This is a genomic window from Corallococcus sp. CA049B, from assembly GCF_003611685.1.
Lineage (GTDB): Bacteria > Myxococcota > Myxococcia > Myxococcales > Myxococcaceae > Corallococcus > Corallococcus coralloides.
Window position 1 is genome coordinate 1 of record NZ_RAWC01000136.1, and the last position, 24,392, is coordinate 24,392.

At 69.9% G+C, this 24,392-nt stretch carries 21 protein-coding genes; 15 read left to right on the forward strand and 6 right to left on the reverse strand.

All coding sequences use genetic code 11. From position 1 onward, the window contains the following. The first annotated feature begins 2 nt into the window (after positions 1-2). The 5 genes from D7W82_RS25630 (at position 3) to D7W82_RS25650 (ending at position 8,580) form a co-directional block, all read left to right on the forward strand. Positions 3-878 (forward strand): O-antigen ligase family protein, encoded by an 876-nt coding sequence (locus D7W82_RS25630; RefSeq protein ID WP_233587924.1) that lies wholly within the window; start codon positions 3-5, stop codon positions 876-878. Next, positions 875-2,044 carry a DUF4350 domain-containing protein gene (locus D7W82_RS25635; protein WP_120620864.1) on the forward strand — a complete coding sequence of 390 codons (1,170 nt, stop codon included), beginning with the start codon at positions 875-877 and terminating at the stop codon, positions 2,042-2,044. The genes D7W82_RS25630 and D7W82_RS25635 overlap by 4 nt, the downstream gene beginning before the upstream one ends. Positions 2,045-2,444: 400 nt before the next feature. Then, positions 2,445-2,630, forward strand: coding sequence for a hypothetical protein (locus D7W82_RS25640; protein ID WP_120620865.1), 186 nt, complete (start codon positions 2,445-2,447; stop codon positions 2,628-2,630). Between the two features lie 107 nt (positions 2,631-2,737). Next, positions 2,738-5,746, forward strand: coding sequence for a hypothetical protein (locus D7W82_RS25645; protein ID WP_147439529.1), 3,009 nt, complete (start codon positions 2,738-2,740; stop codon positions 5,744-5,746). Further along, positions 5,743-8,580 (forward strand): hypothetical protein, encoded by a 2,838-nt coding sequence (locus tag D7W82_RS25650; protein ID WP_120620867.1) that lies wholly within the window; start codon positions 5,743-5,745, stop codon positions 8,578-8,580. Before D7W82_RS25645 ends, D7W82_RS25650 begins: the two co-directional genes overlap by 4 nt. A gap of 100 nt (positions 8,581-8,680) precedes the next feature. On the opposite strand, the gene exoP is transcribed toward D7W82_RS25650, so the two are convergent. The 5 genes from exoP to D7W82_RS25675 form a co-directional block, all read right to left on the reverse strand. Beyond that, positions 8,681-9,883, reverse strand: a complete 1,203-nt coding sequence (exoP, locus tag D7W82_RS25655) for a spore coat polysaccharide biosynthesis glycosyltransferase ExoP (RefSeq protein ID WP_120564455.1) — start codon at positions 9,881-9,883, stop codon at positions 8,681-8,683. 87 nt (positions 9,884-9,970) lie between these two features. Then, positions 9,971-11,032: a glycosyltransferase family 4 protein gene (locus D7W82_RS25660; protein WP_120620868.1), complete on the reverse strand. Its 1,062-nt coding sequence runs from the start codon at positions 11,030-11,032 to the stop codon at positions 9,971-9,973. Between the two features lie 34 nt (positions 11,033-11,066). Beyond that, positions 11,067-11,597, reverse strand: coding sequence for a serine O-acetyltransferase (locus D7W82_RS25665; RefSeq protein ID WP_014395823.1), 531 nt, complete (start codon positions 11,595-11,597; stop codon positions 11,067-11,069). Positions 11,598-11,700: 103 nt separating this feature from the next. Continuing rightward, entirely contained in the window at positions 11,701-13,218 is a 1,518-nt protein-coding gene (locus D7W82_RS25670; protein ID WP_120620869.1) for a lipopolysaccharide biosynthesis protein, read from the reverse strand. After that, the gene (locus tag D7W82_RS25675) at positions 13,215-14,465 is read right to left on the reverse strand and encodes a polysaccharide deacetylase family protein (RefSeq protein ID WP_370451074.1); all 1,251 of its coding nucleotides are present in this window, start codon (positions 14,463-14,465) and stop codon (positions 13,215-13,217) included. The genes D7W82_RS25670 and D7W82_RS25675 overlap by 4 nt, the downstream gene beginning before the upstream one ends. Before the next feature lie 410 nt (positions 14,466-14,875). On the opposite strand from D7W82_RS25675, the gene ccmA reads away from it, so the two are divergent. From ccmA to D7W82_RS25720, 10 genes are all read left to right on the forward strand, one after another. Further along, the gene (ccmA, locus tag D7W82_RS25680) at positions 14,876-15,541 is read left to right on the forward strand and encodes a heme ABC exporter ATP-binding protein CcmA (protein ID WP_120620871.1); all 666 of its coding nucleotides are present in this window, start codon (positions 14,876-14,878) and stop codon (positions 15,539-15,541) included. Then, entirely contained in the window at positions 15,538-16,242 is a 705-nt protein-coding gene (locus D7W82_RS25685; RefSeq protein ID WP_120620872.1) for a heme exporter protein CcmB, read from the forward strand. Before ccmA ends, D7W82_RS25685 begins: the two co-directional genes overlap by 4 nt. A 2-nt stretch (positions 16,243-16,244) precedes the next feature. Then, a complete protein-coding gene (gene ccsA / locus D7W82_RS25690) occupies positions 16,245-16,958 on the forward strand; it encodes a cytochrome c biogenesis protein CcsA (RefSeq protein ID WP_120620873.1) in 714 nt (237 codons plus the stop codon). A gap of 2 nt (positions 16,959-16,960) precedes the next feature. Further along, positions 16,961-17,131: a hypothetical protein gene (locus D7W82_RS41060; RefSeq protein WP_199727828.1), complete on the forward strand. Its 171-nt coding sequence runs from the start codon at positions 16,961-16,963 to the stop codon at positions 17,129-17,131. A 4-nt stretch (positions 17,132-17,135) separates the two neighbouring features. Continuing rightward, complete coding sequence (locus tag D7W82_RS25695; RefSeq protein WP_120620874.1) at positions 17,136-17,630, forward strand: cytochrome c maturation protein CcmE; 495 nt, start codon at positions 17,136-17,138, stop codon at positions 17,628-17,630. Continuing rightward, positions 17,627-19,651 carry a heme lyase CcmF/NrfE family subunit gene (locus D7W82_RS25700; protein WP_120620875.1) on the forward strand — a complete coding sequence of 675 codons (2,025 nt, stop codon included), beginning with the start codon at positions 17,627-17,629 and terminating at the stop codon, positions 19,649-19,651. The genes D7W82_RS25695 and D7W82_RS25700 overlap by 4 nt, the downstream gene beginning before the upstream one ends. Next, positions 19,648-20,208, forward strand: a complete 561-nt coding sequence (locus tag D7W82_RS25705; RefSeq protein WP_120620876.1) for a redoxin domain-containing protein — start codon at positions 19,648-19,650, stop codon at positions 20,206-20,208. The genes D7W82_RS25700 and D7W82_RS25705 overlap by 4 nt, the downstream gene beginning before the upstream one ends. 157 nt (positions 20,209-20,365) lie before the next feature. Beyond that, positions 20,366-21,601 (forward strand): zinc ribbon domain-containing protein, encoded by a 1,236-nt coding sequence (locus tag D7W82_RS25710; RefSeq protein WP_147439530.1) that lies wholly within the window; start codon positions 20,366-20,368, stop codon positions 21,599-21,601. Between the two features lie 114 nt (positions 21,602-21,715). Further along, positions 21,716-22,219: a cytochrome c-type biogenesis protein gene (locus tag D7W82_RS25715; protein ID WP_120620878.1), complete on the forward strand. Its 504-nt coding sequence runs from the start codon at positions 21,716-21,718 to the stop codon at positions 22,217-22,219. Between the two features lie 3 nt (positions 22,220-22,222). Next, the gene (locus tag D7W82_RS25720; protein WP_120620879.1) at positions 22,223-23,182 is read left to right on the forward strand and encodes a tetratricopeptide repeat protein; all 960 of its coding nucleotides are present in this window, start codon (positions 22,223-22,225) and stop codon (positions 23,180-23,182) included. Between the two features lie 20 nt (positions 23,183-23,202). On the opposite strand, the gene D7W82_RS25725 is transcribed toward D7W82_RS25720, so the two are convergent. Beyond that, on the reverse strand, positions 23,203-24,392 hold a 1,190-nt coding region (locus D7W82_RS25725), incomplete at its 5' end, for a glycosyltransferase family 4 protein (protein ID WP_233587925.1).

The window sequence follows — 24,392 nt, forward strand, 5'->3', positions numbered from 1 at the left end:
CCCTGCCCCTCCTCCTCCTGCTGACCGCCCTGCCCCCGTGCGCTGACCGGGAGGCCGTGTCGCGCCGGCTCGAGGACACGGCGCGCTCGCGGCCGGAGGCGTTCAACGCGGAGGTGAACCGGCTGGTGGAGGCCCTGGACGGCGTGCCCCTGCCGCCCGGAGCCTCCGGACAGACGGCGCCCGAGCGCGCCACGCAGCTCACCGTGTACCTGGAGGCCGTGTGCGCCCTGGACGCGGAGCCGGCCGTGGCGCCTGGCGTGACGAGCGACCCCGAGCGGCTGCGCGCCATCCTCGACCGGCCGGAGTTCGCGAGAGCCCGGCAGCGCAACAGCGACCTGCTGACGCGCCTCTTGCGCGAGCTGCAGAACTGGCTGGAGGGCCTCTTCGAATCCCGGGGCGCGCAGGGCTTCGCGGTGGCCACGCGCGCCGTGATGCTGGGCCTGGCGCTGGCGGTGGTGCTGTTCGGCGTGCTGCGGGTGCGCTGGCGCCGGAGCAGGAAGACGGTGAGCGCGCCGGGAGTGGCGGGCGAAGCCGCGCCCCTGGAGCTGGACACCCCCGGAGAACACCTGGGCCGGGCGCGCACCGCGCTGGAGACGGAGGACGCGCGCGAGGCCATTCGCGAAGGCTTGCTGGGCCTGCTGTCCACGCTGGAGCAGCGAAAGCTGGCGCGGCCGGACCGCGTGAAGACGAACCGCGAGCTCGCCGCGGAGCTGCCCACGCGAGGCGCCCCCGCGCGCGTGACGGGTGAAGTGGAGCGGCTGGTCGGCTGGTACGACCGGGCCTTCTATTCGCTGGAGCCGGTGTCGCGCGAGGAGGCCACGCGCTTCGTGGAGTCCGTGGAGCAGCTGCACGGCTCGCTCGCGGAGGTCCGGCCGTGAGGAACGCGCGCGTCGCGGTCATCCTGGGCTTGATGATCGCCGTGGCGCTGGCGGTGGGGCTGGCCTCGCACGAGGCCCCGCCGGACTCCCCCGTGCCGTCCATCACGAACCCGGGCCCGCTGGGGCTCAAGGCCCTCTTCCTCTACCTGGAGGAACGTGGGCGGGACGTCAGCGCGCAGACGTCGTCCCTGGACTCGATTCCCGCCGGGACGCGCACGCTGGTCATCGCCGCGCCGCAGGCCCAGCCCATCACGAAGGAGGAGGTCGCCGCGCTGGAGCGCTTCGTCCGGGGCGGCGGCACGCTGGTGTACCTGTCTCCGCATGCGCTGGGCGAACACCAGCCGGGCATGGAGGACTGGCTGCACATCGTCTCCGGCGCGCTGCCCGGCACGAACCACCAGGGCCTCGCCTCCGAGTGGGTGGATCCCGCTGGCGTCACCGTGGACGTGTGGCTGCCCGCGGGCGCGCTGCGTGACCTGTCGCTCCTGCGCGTGGCCCGGGACCGGAGCCTGCGGGTGGAACATGAGGACGCGGTGCCGCTGGCGGGCCTGGGCAGCGCGGGCGTGCTGTGGCGCTGGGACCTGGGCCAGGGCGAGGTCTACGTCGCCGCGGGCCCGGACCTCGCGGAGAACCGGCGGCTGGAGCTGCTCGACAACCTGCGCTTCTGGGATGCGCTCGCCGCGCGCGGCCCCCTGCGCTTCGACGAGTTCCACCACGCCGTCATCACCCGCCCGCCCCTGGCCCAGGGCCTCTGGGTCTTCATCGCGCAGAGCCTCGCCGTGGGGCTCGTCTACGTCGTCTCCCGAGGCACCCGCTTCGGCGCCCCCCGGCCCGTGCGCGTGGAGCGGCACCGCTCGTCACGCGAGTACGTGCGCTCGCTGGGCTGGCTCATGCGCCGCGCGAAGGTGGAGGCGGAGCTGCTGCCGGAGCTCGACACGGGCCTGCGACGCCTGATGCAGGAGCGCCTGGGCATCGCCCCCTCCCTGCCGGACACGGAGGCCGCGCGGCTCTTGGAGGAGACCTGCGGCGTGCCCGCGCGCGACTACCTGGACGCGAAGGAGGACCTGCTGCGCACGAAGGAGCGCCCCCCCATCCGCCCCGCCGACTACACCCGCCTCGCCCGCCGCTACGCCCTGCTGGAGCGCCGCGTGACGGGCCGCGCCTGACGGCGAGCATGCTTTCACTGACGATGCATTGACGGCTTTGCGGAATCAGACATGCGTTCAGGAATCGCCACGCCGAGGCGGCATTGCCTCAATCATAAGGACAACGCTCTGGTAGCCCATGTCAGCGGTTGGGTGCCTGTTCAGGAATAGCGCCGGTCTCAGAGTTGCCTCAAGAAGCCGAGGTGGAGCGCAGCTCACGCCTGCTCGCTCAACTCCGAGACCTGCTCTTCAGCCGCAGGATTGACAATCGGAATTGCCGGACCCTCCGTCGAGCCTCTCTCGCAGATGCTCCTCCTTCATGCCAGGCGCCATCGTCCTGCTCGCAAGCTGGTGGTATTATCCGGGGAACTGGGAGAAAGCCATTGACACCCTTCAATGCCTATCAGGCAGTGGATCGGGAATGGGATGGCTGTTCGGGCCGAACTTCGTCGTCGCGCTCATCGTCATCGCCTTCGTGACCGGGTTGCTCTGTCACGCCACCGCGCACAGCCTGCACTGGGTCGTGGGCGTGCTCGTGCTCTGCCTCATCGGGTCGGACTTCCGCGCCTGGTCGGTCCGGTTTGGCAAGACCGGCAAAAATTCCTGAGGCAGACAGGCCGACTTCCGCTCCGGCTCCAGTCCATTCACAGCTCAAACACGGCTCCTCACCTCACAGAAAGCACGCTGTGCGCAAGCCTTTGAGGGGGAGCAGCAATGGAACCGACACATCCACGACACCCACCCGCCACGAGCCCGGACCTCATCGCGCGCTCGGGGGAGGCGTTCGGCCCCCGTCCGGAAGCCTCCGCGCTCGGATGGGATGACCTGCTGCCGGTGACCCGGTTCGCCACCGAAGAACTCATCAACTGGCTGCACACCGCCGTCGGGAAGCATGAGGGCAAGGAAAAGTCCCCTCGTTCGGGCGACGCGTCCTCCTGCGAGGAGCGGCAGGTCAAGGATCAGCTCGCCACCAGCGTCCTCGTCGCCGGCGACCGGGGCTACGGGAAGACCACCATCCTGCTGACGCTCGACCAGGCCCTGCGCGATCCGAAGGCGTTCCTCGGCTTCGGCTCGCGCAGAGGAGAGCCGATGCCGATGCCACTGGCCGGCATCTGCCAAAAGCTCGAAAAGCTCCAGGAGAGCCTCGTCTGGCTGCCGCTCCTCGACGTCGAGCCGCTGCCCAGTGAGGGGACGGCCAATCTGCTGGCCACGCTGCTGGTATGCGCGCGTGAGGCCATTGACCGGGACCACCACCGGAAGGACCGATGGGTCGCACCCTCGCTGCTTGAGGAGGGCCTCGATGACCCGTACGGCAAGATCGACAAGCTCATCCAGGGCGCGACCTTCATGTGGGCGGATCGCCGCGCCCAGGATGCCCTCCAGGGCGCGTCCCAGGATGTCAAGGCCGCCGAAATCTACACCACCTTCCGAGAAGACTTCTTCTCCGCCATGGAGTGCGTCTCCAGTTTGATGGCCGCGCGGAGGTTCGGGCACACGACGAAGCAGAAGCTCCTGCTGGTGCTGCCCATCGACAACGTGGACCGCAGCACGCAGCACCTCGCCTCCATCATCAAGTTGGTACGGATGGTGGCCAGCCCACGGCTGTGGTTCGTCCTCGCCGCGGGACGGCAGGAGTTCCAGCTCTTCCTGGAGCGAACCTTCCTCAAGGAGCTCACCGACTTCTCCCATCTCCCAATGGACCTGCGGGGCGAGGAGGATGCGCGCTCCATCGCACGGCGCCAGGCCGCCGCCGCCATGCACCGGGTGCTGCCGTCCGCGCATCAAATCAAGATCGAGCCGGTCCCCCCCGAAGAGGTGTGGCGCTTCACGGCGGCTCCCCGCCTCCTGACGACCCAGGGAGAGCCCGATGAGCTCTGGACCTTCCTCGACGCGCTCCCGCTTCCGGGAGAGGCCGGGCACGAGGATGGGTTGAGGAGCCTCGCGGATCTCTTCGACATCGAAAAGCAGCTCCGGGGGCACGGCAACGAGGGCGCCGAGCTCCTGACGGCCTGCCGCGCATTCCTGGCGGAGGAGCGCGGCGAGGACCTTGCGCCGAGCGCAGCCCAGGACACAGAGGCGGAGGCGGAAGAGACGGAGGAACGAGAAGTGGCGATGAAGGCAGCTGGCGCCGCGGCGAGTGCCCAGAACGCGGAGGGCGCCTCCGTTCTGCCGGTGGATGTGGGCGGCGCGTTCCTCTTCGACATCCAGCGGCAACTGCGCGACGCCAGGGGGCCCGTGAGTGAGGAGCTGGTGGAGGTCGTCGTACGCCTGCAGTCTCAAATGGGAGCGCCCACGCCGCGTGCGCGCCGCCAGAACCCCGTCTTCACCCATGCGGGCCGGCTCGCCCTCAATCTTTCGGCGCGCGGTGCGCTGGACCTCTGGCAGGCCGCCCAACTTCGCGTCCTGCAGAAAAAGCAGCACACCCACAAGCCCGATGAGAAGCATTGCCTCTTCTGCTCGGAGCTGTCCATCAAGCTGGCGACGACCATGCTCCACTCCGCCATTGACGAGAGCGAGCTGCCCGCCTGGGCCACCGAGCAGTTGCACAACCGAATCCTTCGCTTGGATGACCAGGACCGCAACATCCTCGACCTCACCGGCAATCCCGTGCGCCGGAAGAAGGTCACCACGCTGTCCGACATGCTGGAGTGGTTCCCGGATTGGAACGACCCGGCGAAGCCTTCACCAGGCAGGACCTCCCAGGCGTCGGGGTCCGAGGCGCAATTGCTGCGCAGCGAGCTGCACCTGCGGCACCTGAAGGACGACATCCTCGAGCTGCACGACGCGGCCAGCCCCGGGCGCAATGTGCCCCTGCCACCGCAGGTCGCGGGCTGGTACATGGTGCTGCACGACCTGCTCGTGCTCTGCAACGACCGGCGAGTGCTCAACGGCGACGAAACGTCGCTGGGCACCACCCCCGCGATGGCAGTGACCTTGCACACGGCGAAGCTCCCGAACCTCGGCGAGACCCGGCTTGGCTTCTGGTGGACTCCGCCCAGGTGGGACACCTTCATCGACTTCTCCATCTTCGCCACGCAGTGGCAGGCGTTCCTGCACCGCACTCGCTTTCTCTTCGCTCCCGAGAAAGGACGCGTCTCCGACCACCAGCGCTTCGCGGCCTTCCGCTTCGTGTTCGTGCTGGCCGCGTGGTTCGACAACATCCGGTCGGTGGCGGGACGCGGGCGAGGCGGGTGGAACTGGGAGGTGCGCAACGAGAACGGCAAACTCCCTCTCGGCATGGTGGTGCCCCCCAGCGACGCGGCCTCCAAGGGCAGGCCGAATGGTTTCCGCGAGGAAGCGGTCGCGAGCTATCTGGACTACGTCAGGGACGGACTCGACAAGCTCTACCAAGACTCCCGGGGCGCGGCCTCCTACGGCAGGCGTCGGCTGGCGCTGGCCTGGCTTGACCAGGACGTTCCCTTGATGCTGCACCCCGAGTTCCTCCCGCCGTTCTGCCTGGAGCACCTGGGCCTGCGAGAGAAGCTCGCCAAGACCGAGCTCTGGAAGAACCACTGGCAGAACAGCTGGCCCTTCATCGACAGCCACCGGTCCATGTTGATCCGCGAGACGCTGCGCGACTCCCAGGATGTCCAGGCACTCGAGGCGGAGTTCAGTGGCGACACACAGGGACGCCTCGCCCTGCGCGAGTGGTGTTTGAAGGCGTGCAGGGACTGGGAGGCGATGACGCGCCGGCACGCCGACCTCGTCCGGGGAACGCCATGAGGGCCGCCGGTTCCACGCCCGGCATCCCCCTGATGCCCAGGCGCGTCGTCGAGGCCTACGTGCGGGCGGAGGTCGCCAGCTTCCCCCTCGTCAGCATGACGGCCTTCGAGAGCGCGATGGTGCAGCTCAACCCCAACCTGGACAAGGGCGAGCGCCAGCCCAACCGGACCCTGGGGTTGTGGCGGGAGTGCGAGCGCACGCTGTCAGAACACGCGAGCGGCTGGTCCCTGGACCGGCTCGTGCTCGCGCGTGACTTCTTCTGGTTCGGCGACGCGCCCGGACGCCGGCGGGCGTCCACGCAGCGGCACGTCTCCATGCGGCTGTACCTGACCAACCTGGCCCGTGGCTTCCTCAAGTCCCGCCCCGGCATCACCTGGCTCGAATGGCGCAGCGACGCCAACGCCTTCGATGCGTCCAGCCACTACCGCTGGCTCACCTTCGCGCTCCCGGAAGATCTGCTGCTGGCCGCCATTCCGGAGGAGCCGCCTCCTGTCGAGGTGCGCCTGGAGTCCCCTCCGCTGATGCAGTCCCTGGAGGACGCCGGGGTGGCGGAGATCCACCAGCACATCGGCGCGAGCATGGACTTTCCCCTCCTCTGGGCCTCGCTGCTCGCGGAGCTGGCGGACCCCATGCTCCAGGAGACAGCGGCGGAGAGCCCCGCCCTGCCAGTCAAGGACGGCAAGCTGCTGCTGCGCTGGTTGTTGGCCGCGGCCATCGCCCGCTGCGTGCTCGCCGAGTACATGATCAGCCGTCACACCGGCTGCCGCTTCGAGACATTCCAAGAATTCATGGATGAGCGGAGCGGGTTTCGGGTCTGGCCCGGCACCCATCTCTACATCCTGGCACGGACGCTCCAGGCCCTCGCTCGGGGCGATTCGGAGCAACTCCCCGCGTTCCATGCCTTGCATGGCCTGTACATGGCACTCCACCCCGTGGGCAGCACCCTGCCCGCTCAGCGACCTCAGACACTCCGGGAGGTGTGGCAGCTCTGTGATCCCATCGCCGTGCGACTGAATTTGGATGATCCCAACGGCGGGGAGCGGTGGCTGATGCGCCACGGCATGAACTACCTGGGTGAGAGTGAGAAGGAGCCGCTGGAGGACAGGACGGACGTCCTCTTCTCACGGATCTTCTGGCAGGCACTGAGGGTGCGCTGCATCTACTACCGCACCGTGGTGCAGCGGCCCATGACGGCGGGACTGCAGTGGTTCGTTCGCTTCAGCGACAGGCTGGGTTGGGCACGCGAGCCGCTGCGGGACGTGCGCTCCGAGATGTCCTTCCGGGTGGCGGGCCGGGGTCGTCCCCTTCGCGCCCTGGAGGCACGCATCACGCCTTGGGACACGTCCTTCGATTTGGCCAGGGACCTGCTGTCGCTCACCCATTCCTGGCGGCAGGTGATTGGACACTCCAAGGATCCCAGCCCCGGTCAGCGTGAGCCCGAGTTCGGTGTCATCATCCACTTCGTCAAGGAGCGCGACCCGGACAAACGCTGGGCAAGCGGAGCGCCGCCCGCGGGCCAGCGGCAGACGTTCGCCGAGCCCCACCCCCGCGAGGGAATCCGCATGGGGGGCCGCTACGCGGACTACTTCGCCAAGCAGGTGGTGAAGGCCCGCGCGCTGGTGAAGCTGCTGCGCGACGTGCCGTTGGTGCTATGGCTGCTGCGCGGCCTGGATGTGGCCTCCGTGGAACTCGGCGTGCCCACCTGGGTGCTGGTGCCCATCTACCACCACATCCACTGGGAGGCGAACGTGGCGGCGACAACGCCCGCGGCCATGCATCACGGCCAGCATCCGCCGCCCCTGCGGCTGACGGCCCACGTGGGCGAGGACTTCCGCCATCTCATGGAGGGCCTGCGCCGCATCTTCGAGTGTCTGCAGTACCTGATGGTCGCCTCCGGCGGGCGCCTGGGGCACGCCACGGCGCTGGGCATCGAGCCGCGGCTGTGGGCGGAGTCCACAGGGTCGGTGATGATGACCGCCGAGGATCGACTGTGGGACCTCGTTTTCGAGTGGCGGCTGTACAGCAGCTACCGCATTCCCCCTGACCTCCGAGCGGAGGCGCCCCCGGGACGCCCCGAGCAGGTGGAGAACGCCATCCGCGAGCTGGCCGCCAACGTCTTTGGCGGTCGCCACGGCTATGAGCCCCCGGTGCTCGCCGAGACGCACCACGTGCTGCACCGGCTCATGTGCCAACCGGAGGCGCATGTGGAGGAGGGCACCCTGGACGGCTTCAACCACGCCGTGGAGCGGCTCAACGACGAGGAGGTGCGCAACCTCTCGCAGGTGCGCCGGCTGTTGCGCGCCTACCGCGAGGATGAGCAGGTCTTCCAGCGCGGGCAGGAGCCGGTGGACATCACCCTGGACGACTCGGAGCTGGCGGCCCTCTATGCGGTGCAGAACGCGCTGCGGCGCGCCGTGAGCATGCGGCAGGTGGTCGTGGAGGTGAACCCCTCCAGCAACCTGTTGATCGGGGACATGATGGATTTGCGCAACCACCCGATCCTGCGCCTCCACCCACCCGAGCCCCAGGGGAGCGTGCCGCCGGTGCCCATCGCCGTGAGCTCCGACGACCCCATCGTCTTCAGCACGTGGCTGATGCACGAGTACGAGTTGATCTTCGAGGCAGCGCTGACGGCGGGCTACCCGGAGCGCTGCGTGACGGAGTGGCTGGACAAGATCCGGCGCACGGGCCTCGATGGCCGCTTCACCGTGGCCTGGCTGCCCCGGGCAAGCACGCTCGCGGAGGAGCTGGAGTGCAAGCTGCATGAGTACCTGCACAGCTGGATACCCTCGGCCCGCCGCGTTCGCGGTGACTGCCAGTCCGCACGACAATGAAGCCAACGCCTTGCCCTGACGCGAATGACGAAGGCGCGGTGCCCGGGGCGCTCACACGCTCCGGACCCGCGCCCTCCTGCCGCCCGGTACCGGACCGGACCTACAGCTTCTTGCCCGCCGCGAGCATCGCCTCACCCACGTGCTGACGGATTTCCGCGACGCGCGCCTCCCAGCTCTCGTGGAAGATCTTCTCCGCGCGCTCCCGGTTCGGGCCCGGGTTGTCCGCCAGCGCCGCGTTGACCTGCTTCACGTAGTCCTCCGGCGTGGTCGCGATGCGGCACAGGCCCACCTTGCGGACCTCCGGCAGATCCGACGACACCACCGGCAGGCCGGACGCCAGGTACTCGCGCACCTTCAGCGGGTTGGAGTTCAGCGTCAGCTCGTTGATGACGAACGGGTTGAGCGCCACGTCGAACGCCTTGTTGTAGCCCGGCAGGTCCGCGTACGGCTTGCGCCCCAGCATGTGGATGTTGGGCACCGCGCGCAGGCGGCTGTCGTCGCAGTCCGGCGTCGTCTTGCCCACGATGACCACCGAGCCCTCCGGGTGCGCCTTCGCGCACGCGATGATGGCGTCCTGATCAATCCAGTCCGCCACCAGCCCGAAGAAGCCGATGATGGGCTTGGGCAGCTTCGCGATGTCCTCCGGAATCTTCGTGGCCGGGTCGCACGCCTTCACGAAGTGCGCGTGGTCCGTGCCGTGGCGCACCAGCACCGTGCGAGGGTTCACGCGCTTCTTGTTCTCGTACAGGCGCTCCGCGGACGTGATGCACATGTCCGCGCGGCGCAAGAGGCGCTCCTCCAGCTCCGCGATGTGCTTGCCGTTCGTGTCGCTGAACGCGGAGAACTCATCCACGCAGTGGTACACGACGAAGTCCTCGCCCAGCGTGCCGGACACCGGCGCGGACGCGGGCAGGAAGCTCCAGGAGATGGGGCGCTCGAACTTCAGCTGCTTCATCGCGCGCAGCACCTGGAGCCGCAGCAGGTGGCGGTTCGCCTGGCGCACCGTCTCCGAGCCGTAGAACGGAATCGCCAGCGGCGCCAGCACGTGCAGGTTGGGCTCCACCTCCTTGATGCCCTGGGTGAACGTCTTCAGCTTCTTGATGATCCGCTGCGCGTCGTGCGCGTTCGCCTTGGGCGCGCGGTTGCCGATGCTGTTCACCCACAGCACCCGGTTGTCCCGCGAGAGGATCCGCATGATGTGGACCTTCGACAGCGGATCCCCGTCCCAGTCGTTGGAGAACACCACCAGGTCCCGCCCGCGAAGGGCCCGCTTCGACAGGTCCATCTCTTCACTGCGCCGCATCGTCTGCTCCTGAAGTCAAAAGTTCCGTGCTGAAAGCCTTGAAGCGCGCCCTCTGACTCTAAGGCGCCCCAACCCGTCCCCACTCCGTCACGCCGCGTTCACGGTTCCTGCACCTGCCATGCCGGACGGCAGCAACTCCGCGTACAGGTCCAGCATCACCGGCCCCGCATCCGGAGCCGTCACCTTCGCCGGGCCCGCCGCCAGCGCGTCGCGCACCGCCTGCGCCAGCGCCCGCTCGTCCCCGGCCTTGAACAACCGCGTGCCTTCGGGCCGAGCGCACACGTCGCTGGCCACGCACGGCACGCCCAACGCCAGCGCCTCGCGCACGGAGATGGAGTCCCCGTCGTGCGTCGTGGGCCGGATGAAGACGTCGCTCTGGGACAGGAGCCCCAGCGCCTTCGCGTGCTCCAACTCGCCCAGGTCCTCCAGCAGCCCCGCCACGCCCAGCTCGCGCGCGTCGCGGATGAACTCCTCGGAGCGCGTGCCCGGGCCGAACAACGCCAGGCCCACGCCCGGGTGCGCTTCCGCCACGAGCTTCAGCGCGCGGAACATCTGCTTGCGCCCGTACACGGGCGACGGGTGGTGCGCCATCGCGAGCAGCGGACCGCGCCGGGCCCGCGCGGCCTCCACCTCCGGCGTCACCGGACCGGGCCGCACCTGCGAGCCGCAGAAGGCCGGATGCACCACGACCTTGTCCTCCGGCACGCCGCACGCGACCACCGCGTCGCGCACCGCCGGGGACACCGCCACCACCCGCGCGTAGCCCGCCAGCGCCGTGCGCGCGAACACGCGCCGGGCCTGCGACTCCGCCAGGTAGTCCGGAATCAGCCCGGAGTGCAGCGTGATGACGCGCGGCGAGCGCGGCCCGGGCATGGTGCCCACCAGCGCCGCCAGCACCCAGGCCTTCGGGTTGTTGCCGCTGGTGTGCAGGTGGACCGTCCAGCCCGCGGAGGTGAATCCCGCGAGCCGCAGGCCGAAGGCGGCGGCGCCGTGCACGGGGAGGACGTCCGGAGCCGGCCGGCCACCCTTCCCGATATCGAGCACCTTCGCCTCGACCCCGCGGTCGCGCAGAAATTGATGGAGTTGACGGACGTGGATGGCCACGCCCCCGTACGGCGGCGGGTAGTCCCCGACGAGCAGCACGCGCATGAAGGAAGCCCTCTTCTCCAACGAAGCGAAGTGCCTAGCGCGCGGAAGCCTGCGCGGAGGGGCGTGGGACCTGGGTCAGCTTCGGCGGCGTCCGCTGGGGCAGCAGGCCCATCTCACGCTGGTACGTGGTGAGCGGATCCGCGTCCTGGCGGATGACCTTCGCGGGCACGCCCGCGACCACCGCGCCCGACGGCACGTCCTTCACCACCACCGCGTTGGCGCCAATCACCGCGAAGTCGCCCACGTGGATGTTGCCCAGCACCTTCGCGCCCGCGCCGATGCGCACGTAGTCGCCAATCACCGGCGCGCCCTCCAGCCCGGAGCGTCCGCCAATGGTCACCTGCTGCGAGATGAGGACGTGACGGCCCACCTTCGCCGCCTTGTGGATGACCACGCCGATGCCGCCGTAGCCCAGCTGCGTCCCCTCGCCCAGCTCCGCGTCCTCGGGGATGTAGGAGCTGTGCAGGTAGTAGATGGCCTTGCGCAGCACGGCGGGCAGCAACGGCACCCCGCGCTTCTTCAGTCCATGCGCCATCCGGTACAACGTCATCGCGTCGAATCCCATCACGCCTCTCCTCGCCCGCACCCGAACTCCGTGACGCCTGGAAGGTAGGTACCCACGCATGGGGAGGGAAGTGCCCCCCACGCGTGCGGTACCCGACGGTGAATCAGGCCACCCGTCGGGGACGCAGGGACTGCAATGCGCTCCACGGACGAACGCCCTGCGCATACAGGCCCCCCATGTACCCCACCACGAAGAGCAGCCCCGCCACCGCCAGCGGCAGCACCCGCCACAGGAAACCCGCGGGCAGGTTCACCCACGTGTCATGCACGCCGGAGCGCAGCAGGAAGATGCTCCCGCCCGCCGCGAACGCCGCCAGCGACGCCTGCGCCAGCTCCCGCCACGGGATGACGTCCTTGAGCCCCAGCTTCCGCTCGGGCGTGGACAGCGCGCGGGGCACGCGGATGAGCAGCATGCCCTTGCCCACCATCTCCGCCAGCGCCCAGGACGCGATGCCGCCCATCATCCCGAAGTGCTTCACGCCCACCCAGAGCAAAGGCACCGTCACCACCGCCTTCACCAGGTACGACGCGAAGATGGCCCGCGTCTGTCCCCGGGCCCGCAGCGTCCCGTCCATGGGCAGGATGGACAGCACCACGCCCAGCACGCTCACCCGGAAGATGGGGACCGCGGGCAGGAACTTCTGGCCGAACATGGCCCCCACGAACTCCGGCGCCGCCGCGAAGAGGAACGCCGCGAAGGGAAGGAACACGTACGCCAGCTTGCCGGCCGCCTCCCGGAAGGCCTCCACGCCCTCCTCCAGCCGGCCCTCGCGCTCCAGCTCTCCCAGGCGCACCATCAGCACCTCGCTGGTGGGCGTGTAGAGCAGATCCACCACCGGCAGCTGGAAGCAGCCCACCCGGTAGAGCGCGTACACCGCGGGGGCCACCACGCCCGCCACCGCGTACATGTGCGCGTTCTGCTGGGGGATGGCCAGGCACATCGCGGCACCAAAAGGCGCCGCGTACACCAGCTGCTCCTTGAACAGCTTCCAGTCCACCAGCGGCCCGGTGGACCCCCGCAGGGACACCGCCCACGCGGCCGCGTAGCGCAGGCCCGCGAAGCAGGCCACGGCGATCATCATCCCGTGCAGGGAGAAGCCCATGAGCGGCGGCAGCACCATCACGCCGGAGCGCACCGCGTCCGACGCCAGGTACACCACCGCGGACGCCTTCGTCTTCCCCTGGCTGGTGAGCGAAATCTCCAGCGGGTAGCTGCCCAGGATGAACGCCGTGTAGAGCGCCAGCGCCGCGCGGTGCTCCATCAGCGCCGGGTTGCTGAAGTAGGCCGCCACGTGGCCCAGGAAGCCCCACACCAGGCCCGCCGCCACGACGCCCGCGCCCGTCACGAAGAGCAGCGCGTGGCCCAGGTACGGCCGCTTCGCCTCCGCGCGGGGCAGGAAGTAGTAGAGGCTCTGCGCCACGCCGAACGGCAGCACGTACGACAGCGTCGTGGCGATGAGGAACAGCTGGTAGTAGGTGCCGTACTCGTCCAGGTGAAGCACCCGGGCGAGCACGAGCGGAATGGACAGCGTCAGCCCGGCGGTGAACAACCGGGCCAACACCAACGGGCCGGCCCGCCCCAGGAACGACGGGGCCGGGGCCGGCTTGGATGACGCACTCACTGGAGCTCCTCCGGCTGCGCCGCCTCCGGGGCAAGGGCCACGTTCGGCGCCACCACGACCTGCGCACCCGTCACCCCCGCCGCAACCCGGGGGGGCGTCCCGCTCACCGGCGCTGTCACGTCCACGACTTCCACCGGCGTCGCCCTGGCGAACGCGGCCTCCGCGGCGGCCGCCTCCTGGACCACCACGTTGGTGCTGCCCGCCGCCTGGGGGAACACGTGCTGCCGGTGCCCCAGCACCGGGTGGCTCATGCCCAGCACGCCGAAGCAGTCATCGAACTGGCACACCGTGAGTGACGACGAGTAGTCCCCCATCATCCCCAGGCTGAAGTTCTCCCACATCACCTTGCGCTTGAGGGCGAACGGGTCGCCGCCCACGCGGTTGGGCAGGTCCTCCGTGGTGACGCCCGAGCGGAAGCCGTGCTGCTTGAGCACGCGGATCATCTCGTCCGAGTACCAGCCGTTGCAGTACGCGAAGTCCTTCACCTGGACGCCGACCTCGCGCTCGATGGTCTGCTTGGACTCCACGATCTCCTTCTCCACCACCGCCGTGGGCTCCAGCGTCAGCACCGTGTGGCCCAGCGTGTGCGCGCCGAACTCGAAGCCGTCGCGCGCCATCTGGCGCACCTCGTCCCAGTTCATGACGTCGCCCTGCTCCGGCACCAGGTCCTCGCCGCCGCCCAGCTGCTGCTCCAGCGAGTCGATGATGCCCGTGAGCACGCGCGTGGGGTGCTCGCCGATAAAGTCGTCCAGCGCCGCGGACGTCGTCTTCTGCCCGGTGAGGATGGGCCCCAAGAGCTCCACCGACGGGCTGGGCATGGTGTCGTAGTCCGGACGGAAGCGGCGCTCCTGCACGCGGCGCAGCAGGTGGAACAGCCGGTCGTGGTTGAAGCGCTTGTCCGTGTTGATGAACGCCGTGGGCAGGTAGGTGATGGCCGGCACGCCCATCTCTTTCAGCACCGGGTACGCGTACCGGTACACGTCGCGGTAGCCGTCGTCGAACGTCACCACGAACAGGTCCTTCTTCGCGGTGCGGCGGCCCGCCATCACGTCCACCGCGTCGCCAATGCTCGCCAGCTCGAAGCCCGCCGCGTGCGCCTGCTCCAGGTGACGGCGGAACGTCTCCTGGGAGATGAGCAGCCCCGGGATGGAGCGCTGCAGCTCCCCGGTGAAGTCGCTCACCACGCGGTGGTAGCTCACGATGAGGATGCGCCGGCCCCCCGACTGCGAACGCCGGTACGCCGCCATCACCTTGCGCGCCCCGCTGTAGTGGAGGAATCCCGCCGCCGCCGCCTTCGCCGCCCGCCGCAACACCCTGCCTGCCATCACGCCTCCCTCGCGGCTTTCGCCGTCTGCCCGCTCCCCCCAATGGACCGGGCCCCGCGCCGCCTGTGTGCATGCTGGATGCCAGGGCAGGAAGGTGGTGGAAATCACCCGTAACCCCAGGAAACCCCGTGCCTCCGAGGGCCGGAACGCCCCTTTAGAGGTCGTACCTGGGTGTACCAGGGCAGTCGCGCGCCCACCCGTGGCGAAAACCTTTCAGTCCCCCGGCGAAAGCAGCGGAAGAAGCAGGCGTAAAAACTTCTTGTCCTCCGGCGGGCGACCCCAGGGGTTTCACTGGTGAACAACGGGGTTTAAGGCTACGAAACGGCCCGCCGATGCCCCCTCTCCCCTCTGGATCAGCGCCCGCGCTCGCCCTCCATGACGTGAGCAAGCGCTATGGACGACGGTGGGCGCTGGCGCGGCTCACCTACGCGCTGCCCGCTGGCCGCTCGCTGCTGCTCACCGGTCACAACGGCTCCGGGAAGACGACGCTCCTGCGCCTCGTGGCCACCGCGCTCGGGCCCACCGCGGGCCGGGTGGAGGTGCTGGGCCGCGACGCCGTGAAGGACCGTGAAGCGGTGCGCCGCGACGTGGCGCTCCTGTCCCACGCCAGCTTCCTCTACGAGGACCTCACCGCGCAGCAGAACCTGATGGTGCTGGGGCGCCTGTTGGGCGTGGACGCGCCACAGGACGTCGCGGACGCGCTGCTCAACAAAGTGGGGCTCACCCGACGCACGGACAGCCCGGTGCGAGGCTTCAGCGCGGGCATGCGCAAGCGCCTGGCCATCGCGCGACTGCTGATGAAGGCCCCCGCCCTGGCGCTCCTGGACGAGCCCTTCGGTGAGCTGGACCCGGCGGGCATCCAGGACATGGAGGGCGTCATCGCGGAATTGAAGGCGGGCGGAACCACGGTGGTGCTGGCCACGCACCTCATCGAACAGGGCCTGAGCCTGTGCGAGGAGCGGCTGCACCTGCAGGACGGCCGGGCGGTGGCGGCATGAGCCCCCCGAACGCGAAGCGCCGCCCGGGCCTGCTGACGACGACGCTCGTCCTCATGCGCAAGGACCTGCTCATTGAATGGCGCACCCGCGCGCGGCTCAACGCGCTGGTGTTCTTCGCCATGGCCACGCTCTTGCTCTTCTCCTTCGCGCTGGGCCCGGACACGAAGCTCCTGGAGCGCAACGCGGGCGGCTACCTGTGGCTGGCCATCCTCTTCGCCAGCGTGCTGTCCCTGGGCGAGTCCTTCCGCGTGGAGACGGAGAACGCCTGCCTGGACGGCGTGCGGCTGGCCCCGGCGGACGCGCGCGCCATCTTCCTGTCCAAGGCGCTGGGCAACGCCCTGCTGCTCCTGGCGCTGGCGGTGGTCCTTGTGCCGGTGATGGTGGCCCTTTATGGGGTGCGCATCGTCACCGGGGTCGGTGACCTGGCGGGCATCCTGGTCCTGGGCAGCCTGGCGCTCAGCGCCCCGGGGACCGTGTACGCGGCCATCTCCAGCAATGCCCGGGCACGGGATGTGCTGCTGCCTCTGCTATTGTTCCCGCTCGTCATCCCGGCCCTCCTCTCCGCTGCCAAGGGCACTACGCTCGTACTCCAGGGTGACCCCATGCAGCAGCTGGGCTCATGGCAGGGGCTGCTGCTGGGGTTCAATCTGATTTACTGGGGCGTGGGCTTCTTGCTGTTTCCCCGGGTCATCGAGGACTGAAGATGAACAAGTTCGTCAAGTTTGGCCTGCCGGTGGTGACGCTGGCGCTGCTGGGCGCGGGCTGGTGGCTGGGCCTCGCGTGGGCGCCGCCGGACCGGGAGATGGGCGAGGTGCAGCGCATCATGTACGTCCACGTGCCGCTCCAGTGGATGGCCATGATGGCCATGTTCATCAACTTCGTGGCCGCGGTGACGTACCTGCTGCGTCAGTCGTGGAAGACGGACGCCATGGCGGAGGCCTCCGCGGAGGTCGGCCTGCTCTTTGGCACGCTGGGCATGATTACGGGCTCCATCTGGGGCCGCCCCACCTGGGGCGTGTACTGGTCCTGGGACCCGCGCCTGACGTCGGAGGCCATCCTGCTGGTCTCCTACACGGGCTACCTGGTGCTGCGGCGCTTCGTGGAAGACCCGGAGAAGCGCGCGGTGTGGAGCGCGGTGGTGGCCATCATCGGGGCCATCAACCTGCCCATCGTGTGGTTCTCCGTGCGCTGGTGGCGCAGCCTCCACCAGGTGCAGTCCAGCCCCAAGACGGTGGACCCGCAGATGGTGCTGCCCCTGCGCGTGTCGGCGTTCGGCATGCTGGCGCTGCTCATCGTCTTCATGGTGCACCGCTACCGCACCGCGCTCGCGGAGCGGCAGGCGGAGGTGGCGCTGCCGGAGGCGCTGCCCTCGGATGACCCCGCGCTGCGCGCGTCCCATTCCTCGAAGGTGGCCTGAACATGACCTCGCTGACGTCGCTGATGCTCCTGACCCAGGTGGGCAGTGGCCGCCTCCAGGGTGGCTGGGGCTATGTGTGGGCCTGCTACGGCATCACCGTGGCCGCCTTCGTGCTCTACTCGGTGTCCCTCTGGGCGCGCCGTCCCCGCGCCGCTTCCGATTCGAAGGAGTGAGCCCATGACGCCCGTCAACCGCAACCGTCTCATCGCGCTGGGAGCCCTGCTCTTCGCCGGCGCCGGCCTTGGCTTCATCGCCTTCGGCAACATTGGTGACAACCTCGTCTACTACTGGAGCCCGTCGGAGCTGATCTCCAACGGCGACAAGGCCTACACGGCCACCATCCGCCTGGGCGGCGTGGTGCAGCCGGGCAGCATCCAGTGGAACGAGGGCCACACCACGCTGGACTTCCGCGTGGCGGACGGCCCGGACGCGGACGCGAAGAGCGTGCACGTGCGCTCGCTGGAGACGCCCCCGCAGATGTTCCGCGAGAAGATCGGCGTCGTGGTGGAGGGCACCTACGACAAGTCCGGCGTCTTCACGTCCAACCGGCTGATGGTGAACCACTCCAACGAGTACCGCGCGCCCAAGGAAGGCGAGGAGCCGCGCAAGTGGCAGGACACGCTGGCTGAAGGCGCCACCACCGCGACCGCGACACCGCCGGGGGCGCCGTGAACGGAATGCTGGGCTATGGGCTGGTCCTCGCGGGCCTGGCCTTCGCCGCGTTCGGCGCCATCCTGGGGCTGGTGGGCGGCATGCGCCGCAACGACGCCAGCTACCCCTGGGTGCTGCGCGCGGTGTGGGGCTTCGCCGCGTGCATGATCGGCAGCAACCTGGTGATGGTGGAAGCGCTCATCAACCACGACTTCAGCGTGAAGTACGTGGCCCAGGTGGGCAGCCGCGCGACGCCGCTCATCTACACCATCGTGTCGCTGTGGAGCGCGCTGGAAGGCTCCATCCTCTTCTGGGGCCTCATCATGGGCGTGTACCTGGCGGCGTTCGCCTGGGTGCACCGCAAGGAGCACGCGCGCTACATGCAGCTGGCGCTGGGCACCATGCTGGCCGTGGGCGTCTTCTTCGCCTTCCTCATCGCGGGCCCCGCCAACCCCTGGGGCGCCGTGTCGCCGGTGCCGGCGGACGGTCCGGGCCCCAACCCGCTTTTGCAGAACCACTTCCTGATGATCATCCACCCGCCCATGCTCTACGCGGGCTACGTGGGCATGACGGTGCCGTTCGGCGTCGCCGTGGCGGGCCTCTTGCGCGGGGAGATTGGTGAAGCGTGGATGGCGCCCCTGCGGCGCTGGACGCTCATCGCGTGGATGTTCCTCACGCTGGGCATCGTGCTGGGCTCGTGGTGGGCCTACGCCGTGCTGGGCTGGGGCGGCTACTGGGCGTGGGACCCGGTGGAGAACGCGTCGTTCCTGCCGTGGCTGACCGCGACGGCGTTCATGCACTCCACCATGGTGCAGGAGCGCAAGCGGATGCTGAAGCTGTGGACGCTGAGCCTCGCGCTGGCGTCGTTCGTGCTCACCATCCTGGGCACGTTCATGACCCGCTCCGGCATCTTCAACTCGGTGCACTCGTTCACCCAGTCGGACATCGGGCCCACGTTCCTCGTCTTCATCGCCATCCTGCTGGTGGTGTGCATTGGCCTCCTGGCCACGCGCGGCCACCTGCTGGCGCCGGAGGGCCGCCTGTCGTCGCTGATGTCTCGCGAGGCGAGCATCCTGGTGAACAACCTGGTGTTCGTGGCCATCACCTTCACGGTGCTTTTGGGCACGCTCTACCCGCTGGTGTCGGAGGCCGTGCGCGGCATCCGCGTGAGCGTGGGCGAGCCGTACTTCAACAAGATGGCGGTGCCGGGCGGCATCGCGGTGCTCTTCCTCATGGGCGTGGGCCCGGTGCTGCCCTGGGGCACGCCGGACAAGGCCACGCTGCGCCGGCAGTTCCTCATCCCCGCGGCGGTGGGCGTGGCCATCACCCTCGCCTGCTACGCGGCGGGGCTGCGCGGCGTGTATCCGCTGCTCACGTTCGGCCTGGCGGGCTTCGTCACCCTCATCACCCTGCGCGAGCTGGTGGTGCCGGTGCGCGTGCGCATGACCGAGCGCAAGGAGGGCTTCGTCACGGCGCTGACCACCGCGACGAGCAAGGCGCGCCGGCGCTTCGGCGGCTACGTGGTGCACCTGGGCATCGTGATCATCATCGTCGCCGTGGCGGCCTCCAGCGCGTACGTGCAGCACACGTCCGGCACGCTGAAGAAGGACGGCACGATGATGCTGGACGGCTACCAGCTGAAGTACCTGGGCCTGTCCAGCGGCGAGGAGCCGCACCGCACCTACGTCGCCGCGCGCCTGGAGGTGACGGCGCCCAACGGCGACGTGAGGGAGCTGCGCCCGCGCATGAACTACTACGAGCGGAGCACGGACCCCGTGGGCACGCCCGCGGTGCGTGAGTCGCCGAAGGAGGACCTGTACATCTCGCTGATGGCCTTCAGCGAGACGACGGGCACGGCGAGCTTCAACGTCTGGGTGTTCCCGCTGGTGGGATGGATCTGGTACAGCCTGCCGCTGCTGATGCTGGGCACGCTCATCGCCGTATGGCCCGCGCGCCGGGCGGCGGTGCTGCGCGCGGACGCGGCGCCGGTGGGCGCGGCGCCTCCCCTGCCGGGCACGGACGCCGAGCGGGGTGCGGCATGAAGCGCTGGCGGCTTCCCCTGGTGTTCGCCGCGGTGGGGGCGGCGCTGCTCTTCGTCCTCTTCCAGGGCTTCGGGCGCGACCCCCACGAGGTGCCCTTCATGCTGAAGGGCTCGGCCGCGCCGGACTTCACGCTCAAGCCGCTGGACGGCGGCGACCCCGTGAAGCTGGCGGACCTCAAGGGCCGCCCGGTGGTCATCAACTTCTGGGCGTCGTGGTGCGGGCCCTGCAAGTACGAGCACCCGGTGCTGGAATGGGGCGCGCGCGAGCTGGGCGCCCAGGCCGTGTTCATGGGCGTCGTCTTCGAGGACACGGAGCCCAACGCGCGCGACTTCCTGCGCCGCATGGGCGCGAGCTTCCCGCAGCTGATGGACGAGCGCTCGCGCATGGCGGTGGACTACGGCGTCGCGGGCGTGCCGGAGACGTACTTCATCGACGCGCAGGGCATCATCCGCGGCAAGCACGTGGGCCCCATCGACCCGAAGACGCTGGCCACCCGCGTGAAGGAGCTGACCCAGCCCGCGGCCAGCCCCACGGCGGAAGCCGCGCGCCGGGACTGAAGTCAACCTCAGCCCGCTTGGAAGGCAGGCACCCGGGAGCCCGAGTGGGAGTCCCGGGGCCGCCTCGCGGGAGCCCTGGAATCCGTAGTAAGTCCCTGGTGTCGGCGTCGTTCGCGAGGGCTTCCCCCAGCCCCTGCTCCAGCGAGGTGGGCCCCCCATGCAGTGCCCCGAGTGCGGTGAAAGCGCGGCGGACGTCCGCCTGATGTACTGCGAGAACTGCGGCGCGAAGATGCCCGCGCGTCCCGCGCCCCCGCCCCGCGCCAGCAGCGCCAGGAGCAACCGCCCCAGCCGTCCCCTGTCCGAGCCGGCCTACGCGGCGGAGATCCTGGACGAGGAGGAGGAGTCCCGGCGGCAGGGCAGCGGCGCTCCGCCCCCGCGCGGCTCCAAGGCACGGCCTCCGCCGGAGGACGCCTACGAGGACGAGGATCCCTACACGGGCCCCCGCTGGCTGAAGGACGTGCCGGGCCACTCGCAGAGCGTGCTGGGCGTGGGGCTGGTGGCGTTCTCGCTGGTGCTGTCCATCCTGCCGTTCTTCCCCAGCGTGGGCGTGCTGGGGACCCTGCTGACGCTGGTGGGCAGCGTGTCGCTCGTCGCGCGGGAGCTGCGCCGCGACGGCAACGCGCCCGGCTGGGTGGACTCCGTGCCGCTGGTGCTGATGCGGCCGGAAGTCCCCGCCGCGTTCACGCTGCTGCTGCTGGCGCTGTCGGTGCGGCTGCTGTCCGGCTTCAACCTGCTCTTCCCCATCTGGGCGGCGGGGACGGCGCTCATCGCCGTGGAGCAGTACAAGCGGGTCATCGCGGAGCCGGACGGCGTGGCGCGAGACTTCGACCTGCGCTCGCTGATTGGCTTCCCCCGGGTGCTGGCGCTGGCGGGCGTGGCGGTGTGCGTGGTGGCGCTCTTCCTGCCGTGGGGCAAGGTGATGGCGGACGGCTCGGCGCTGCCGGACAACGCGCCGGTGCCGGGCAGCGTGCGCGGCGTGCCGCCGGAGCTGCGCGTGATTCCCACGACGCGGCCCTCGGACGACTCGCTCTACAGCGCGGGGGGCGGCGTCGCGTCGCGCTCGGGCTGGGACCTGCCGGTGTCGGAGCTGCCGCTGCTGGCGCTCCTGTCGGTGCTCGTGCTCGCGGCGCTGCGGCCGGACGTGGAGCGCCCGGCCCTCCTCAAGTGGGCGCCGGTGGGCGCGGTGAGCGTGAGCCTGCTCTGGGCGCTCATGGGGGTGAAGCTCGCGGTGGGCCCCATCGCGTTCCTCCTGGGCCTGGGGGCGGTGGGCTTCCATGCCGTGCGCCAGGCGCTGGGCCGCGACGAGCCGGCGGAGTTCCTGCCGCCGGAGGACGACCCGTACGACCCGGACCAGGACCTGGAGACCGAGCCCGACTCGGGCTACCGGGGCTAGGCCGCTGGCTTTCAGTCGGAAGGGCTGCCCGGGCGGCGGGCGTGCGGCCCAGGATTCCGTGTGCAATACCCGTCAGGGGGCGGTAGTTAGGGACGGCCCCCGCTGGAGCCCCCGATGAATGCCGTCCTCGTCTCGTTGACCCTCGCCCTGAGCCTCGCCACGGGGCAGTTCGCGCCGCAGCAGGCCGCGAGTGAACCGCTCGCGCCGGCCCAGGAGGCGCGGGTGCAGCAGCTGGCGAAGAAGCTGCGCTGCGCGGTGTGCCAGGGCCTGTCGGTGGCGGACAGCCCGTCCTCCATGGCGCGCGCGCAGCTGGACAAGGTGCGCGAGCTGGTCTCCGACGGAAAGACGGACACCGAAATCGTGGACTACTTCGTGGCGCGCTACGGCGAGTGGGTGTTGCTGGAGCCGCGCGCGGAGGGCTTCAACTGGTTCGTGTGGCTGGGGCCCGTGGCGCTGGTGCTGGGCGGCCTCTTCGTCATCCTGAAACAGCGCCAGCTCTTGCCCGAGGGCGCCGCGCCCGCGGAAGCCGCGCCGGTCCCCTCCCCTTCCACCCCCGCGCCGTCCACGGACGATGCGGACCCCTACCTCCAGGCCGTGCGCCGGGAGCTGGAGCGCTAAGCCATGCAGCCCGAGCCCACCAACTGGTTGCCCGGAATCATCGTCCTCTCGGTCGCCTTCGTGCTGGCGGCCGTGTGGCTCCTCTACATGAAGATGAAGACGGGGAGCGCGCTGCCGCAGGACACCACGGCGAAGGCGGACGGCACGGCGGACGACCTGGCGCAGCGGGCCCAGTCGCTCATCGAGCAGCTGCGCACGCTGGAGGCGGAGAAGCACCACTTCACCGCGGAGCACTACACGGCGGAGAAGGCGCGGCTGGAGAAGGAAGCGGCCGCGGCGCTGCGCGCGAAGGACGAGCACCAGAAGCGGCAGGCGGCGGGAGTGAAGGCGCCCGCGCGCAACGTGCCCGCGCCCACGGGCTGGGCGTCGCGCAACCCGCAGATGGTGGGCGCGATGTGGGGTGCGGGCGTGGTGGTCTTCTTCGGAGGGCTGGGCTACCTGCTCGTGTCCGAGCAGAAGCCGCGCGAGGAAGGCCAGATGGGCACGGGCGCGACGCCGCCGGGCATGGCCCAGCAGCAGACGCAGCAGATGCCCGAGGTGAACGACGAGCTGGAGCAGGCGCGCCAGCGGCTGGCGTCGAACCCGGGCGACGTGGAGGCCGCGTCGATGCTGAGCCATGAGCTCATCCGCCAGCAGCAGTTCGACGAAGCGCTGAAGGTGACGCTGAAGGGCCTGGCGGTGGATCCCTTCAACGTGGAGCTGCGGGTGCACCGGGGCGTGCTGCGCGCGGCGTCGCAGGGGGACCTGCAGGGCGCGGAGCAGGAGCTGACGGAGCTGGTGGACACGTGGCCGGACGCGCAGGAGGCGCTCATCTTCCTGGGCAGCCTGTCGCTGCGCCGGGGCGACAAGGCCGGAGCGCTGGAGCACTTCGAGCGCTTCACGGTGGAAGTGCCCAAGAACATGCAGCCCCCGCAGCTGGCCCCCGCCATCGCCCAGCTGCGCGCGGAAGTGGCCCAGCAGTAGCCGTCATCCCGGGCGGCGGCTCACCCGGCCGTCTCCGGATGCAGGAAATAGGCGTTGGACGGAAGCGCAGCGGGGGGGCGCCTGACGCGAGCCCGGGTGGCATACCCGGCCGCCTCCTCGCACCAGTCCACGTGACGGCGCACGGCGTTGGAGAGTTCGAAGGCCTCGCAGGCCCGCTGGCGCGCGGCCGCGCCGAGCCGAAACCTTGAGACCGGATCATCCAGCAGGCATTCGAGCGCGGCGGCGAAGCCGGCCTCGTCTCCGGGCTCCACCAGCAGGCCGGTCCTGCCGTGCTGGATGAGCTCGGGGATGCCGCCAACCCGTGAGGCCACCACGGCGCAGCCGCAGGCCATGGCTTCCGCGACGGTGAGACCGAAGGCCTCCACCAGCGCGGGCTGGATGTAGATGTCCGACGTTCCGAGCAGGTCCTGCACGTCGTTGCGGAGCCCCAGGAACTCCGTCTGGTGCTGGAGGCCGAGCTGGACCGCGAGCACGCGAAGGGACTGCTGCTCCGGACCATCTCCGACGACGCGCAGGCGCCCTCGGGGCGAGCGCAGGCGTCCCAGCGCGCCCAGGAGGTGGTGCACGCCCTTGCTCTCCACCAGGTTGGCGATGGTGATGAGCTCCACCTTCTCCCCGGGCCGCGGGCGCGCGCGGGGATGGAAGCGCCGGGTGTCCACGCCATTGAAGAGGGTGCGAGAGCGGTGGGGATGGAGCCCGAAGCGCCGGCCCTCCTTGGCGCGCACGTGCTCGGAGACCCCTGCCAGGCTGTGCACCCGGACCATGGTGGCCTGGTTCACCACCCAGCGCAGGCCGCGGCGCACCACGCTCTCCTCCTTGTCGATGAGGTCCGAGTGGGCCGTGTACAACACCTGGGTGGGCCACGCCGCGTAGGCCGCCATCGCGATGCTGCTGCGCGGCGCCAGGAAGTTGAGGTGGATGACGTCATGGGCAGCCAGCTGCCGCGTCATGGACACCAGCCCCGAGCGCTCGAACTCCGCCAGGTCATCCACCCGCGCGCCACTCGCCTTCAGCTCCGTGACGAAGGACGGAAGCATGGGCTCGTGAAGCCAGACATCCACCTGGTGACCGCGCCGCGCGGCCTCCCGGCAGAAAGCGTGAATCCAGTCCTCCAACGAGCCCTGCTTGCGTGGAGCCATGCTGATCAGCAATGCAATGCGAAGCCCCTTCATACGCCCCCCCTCGCACC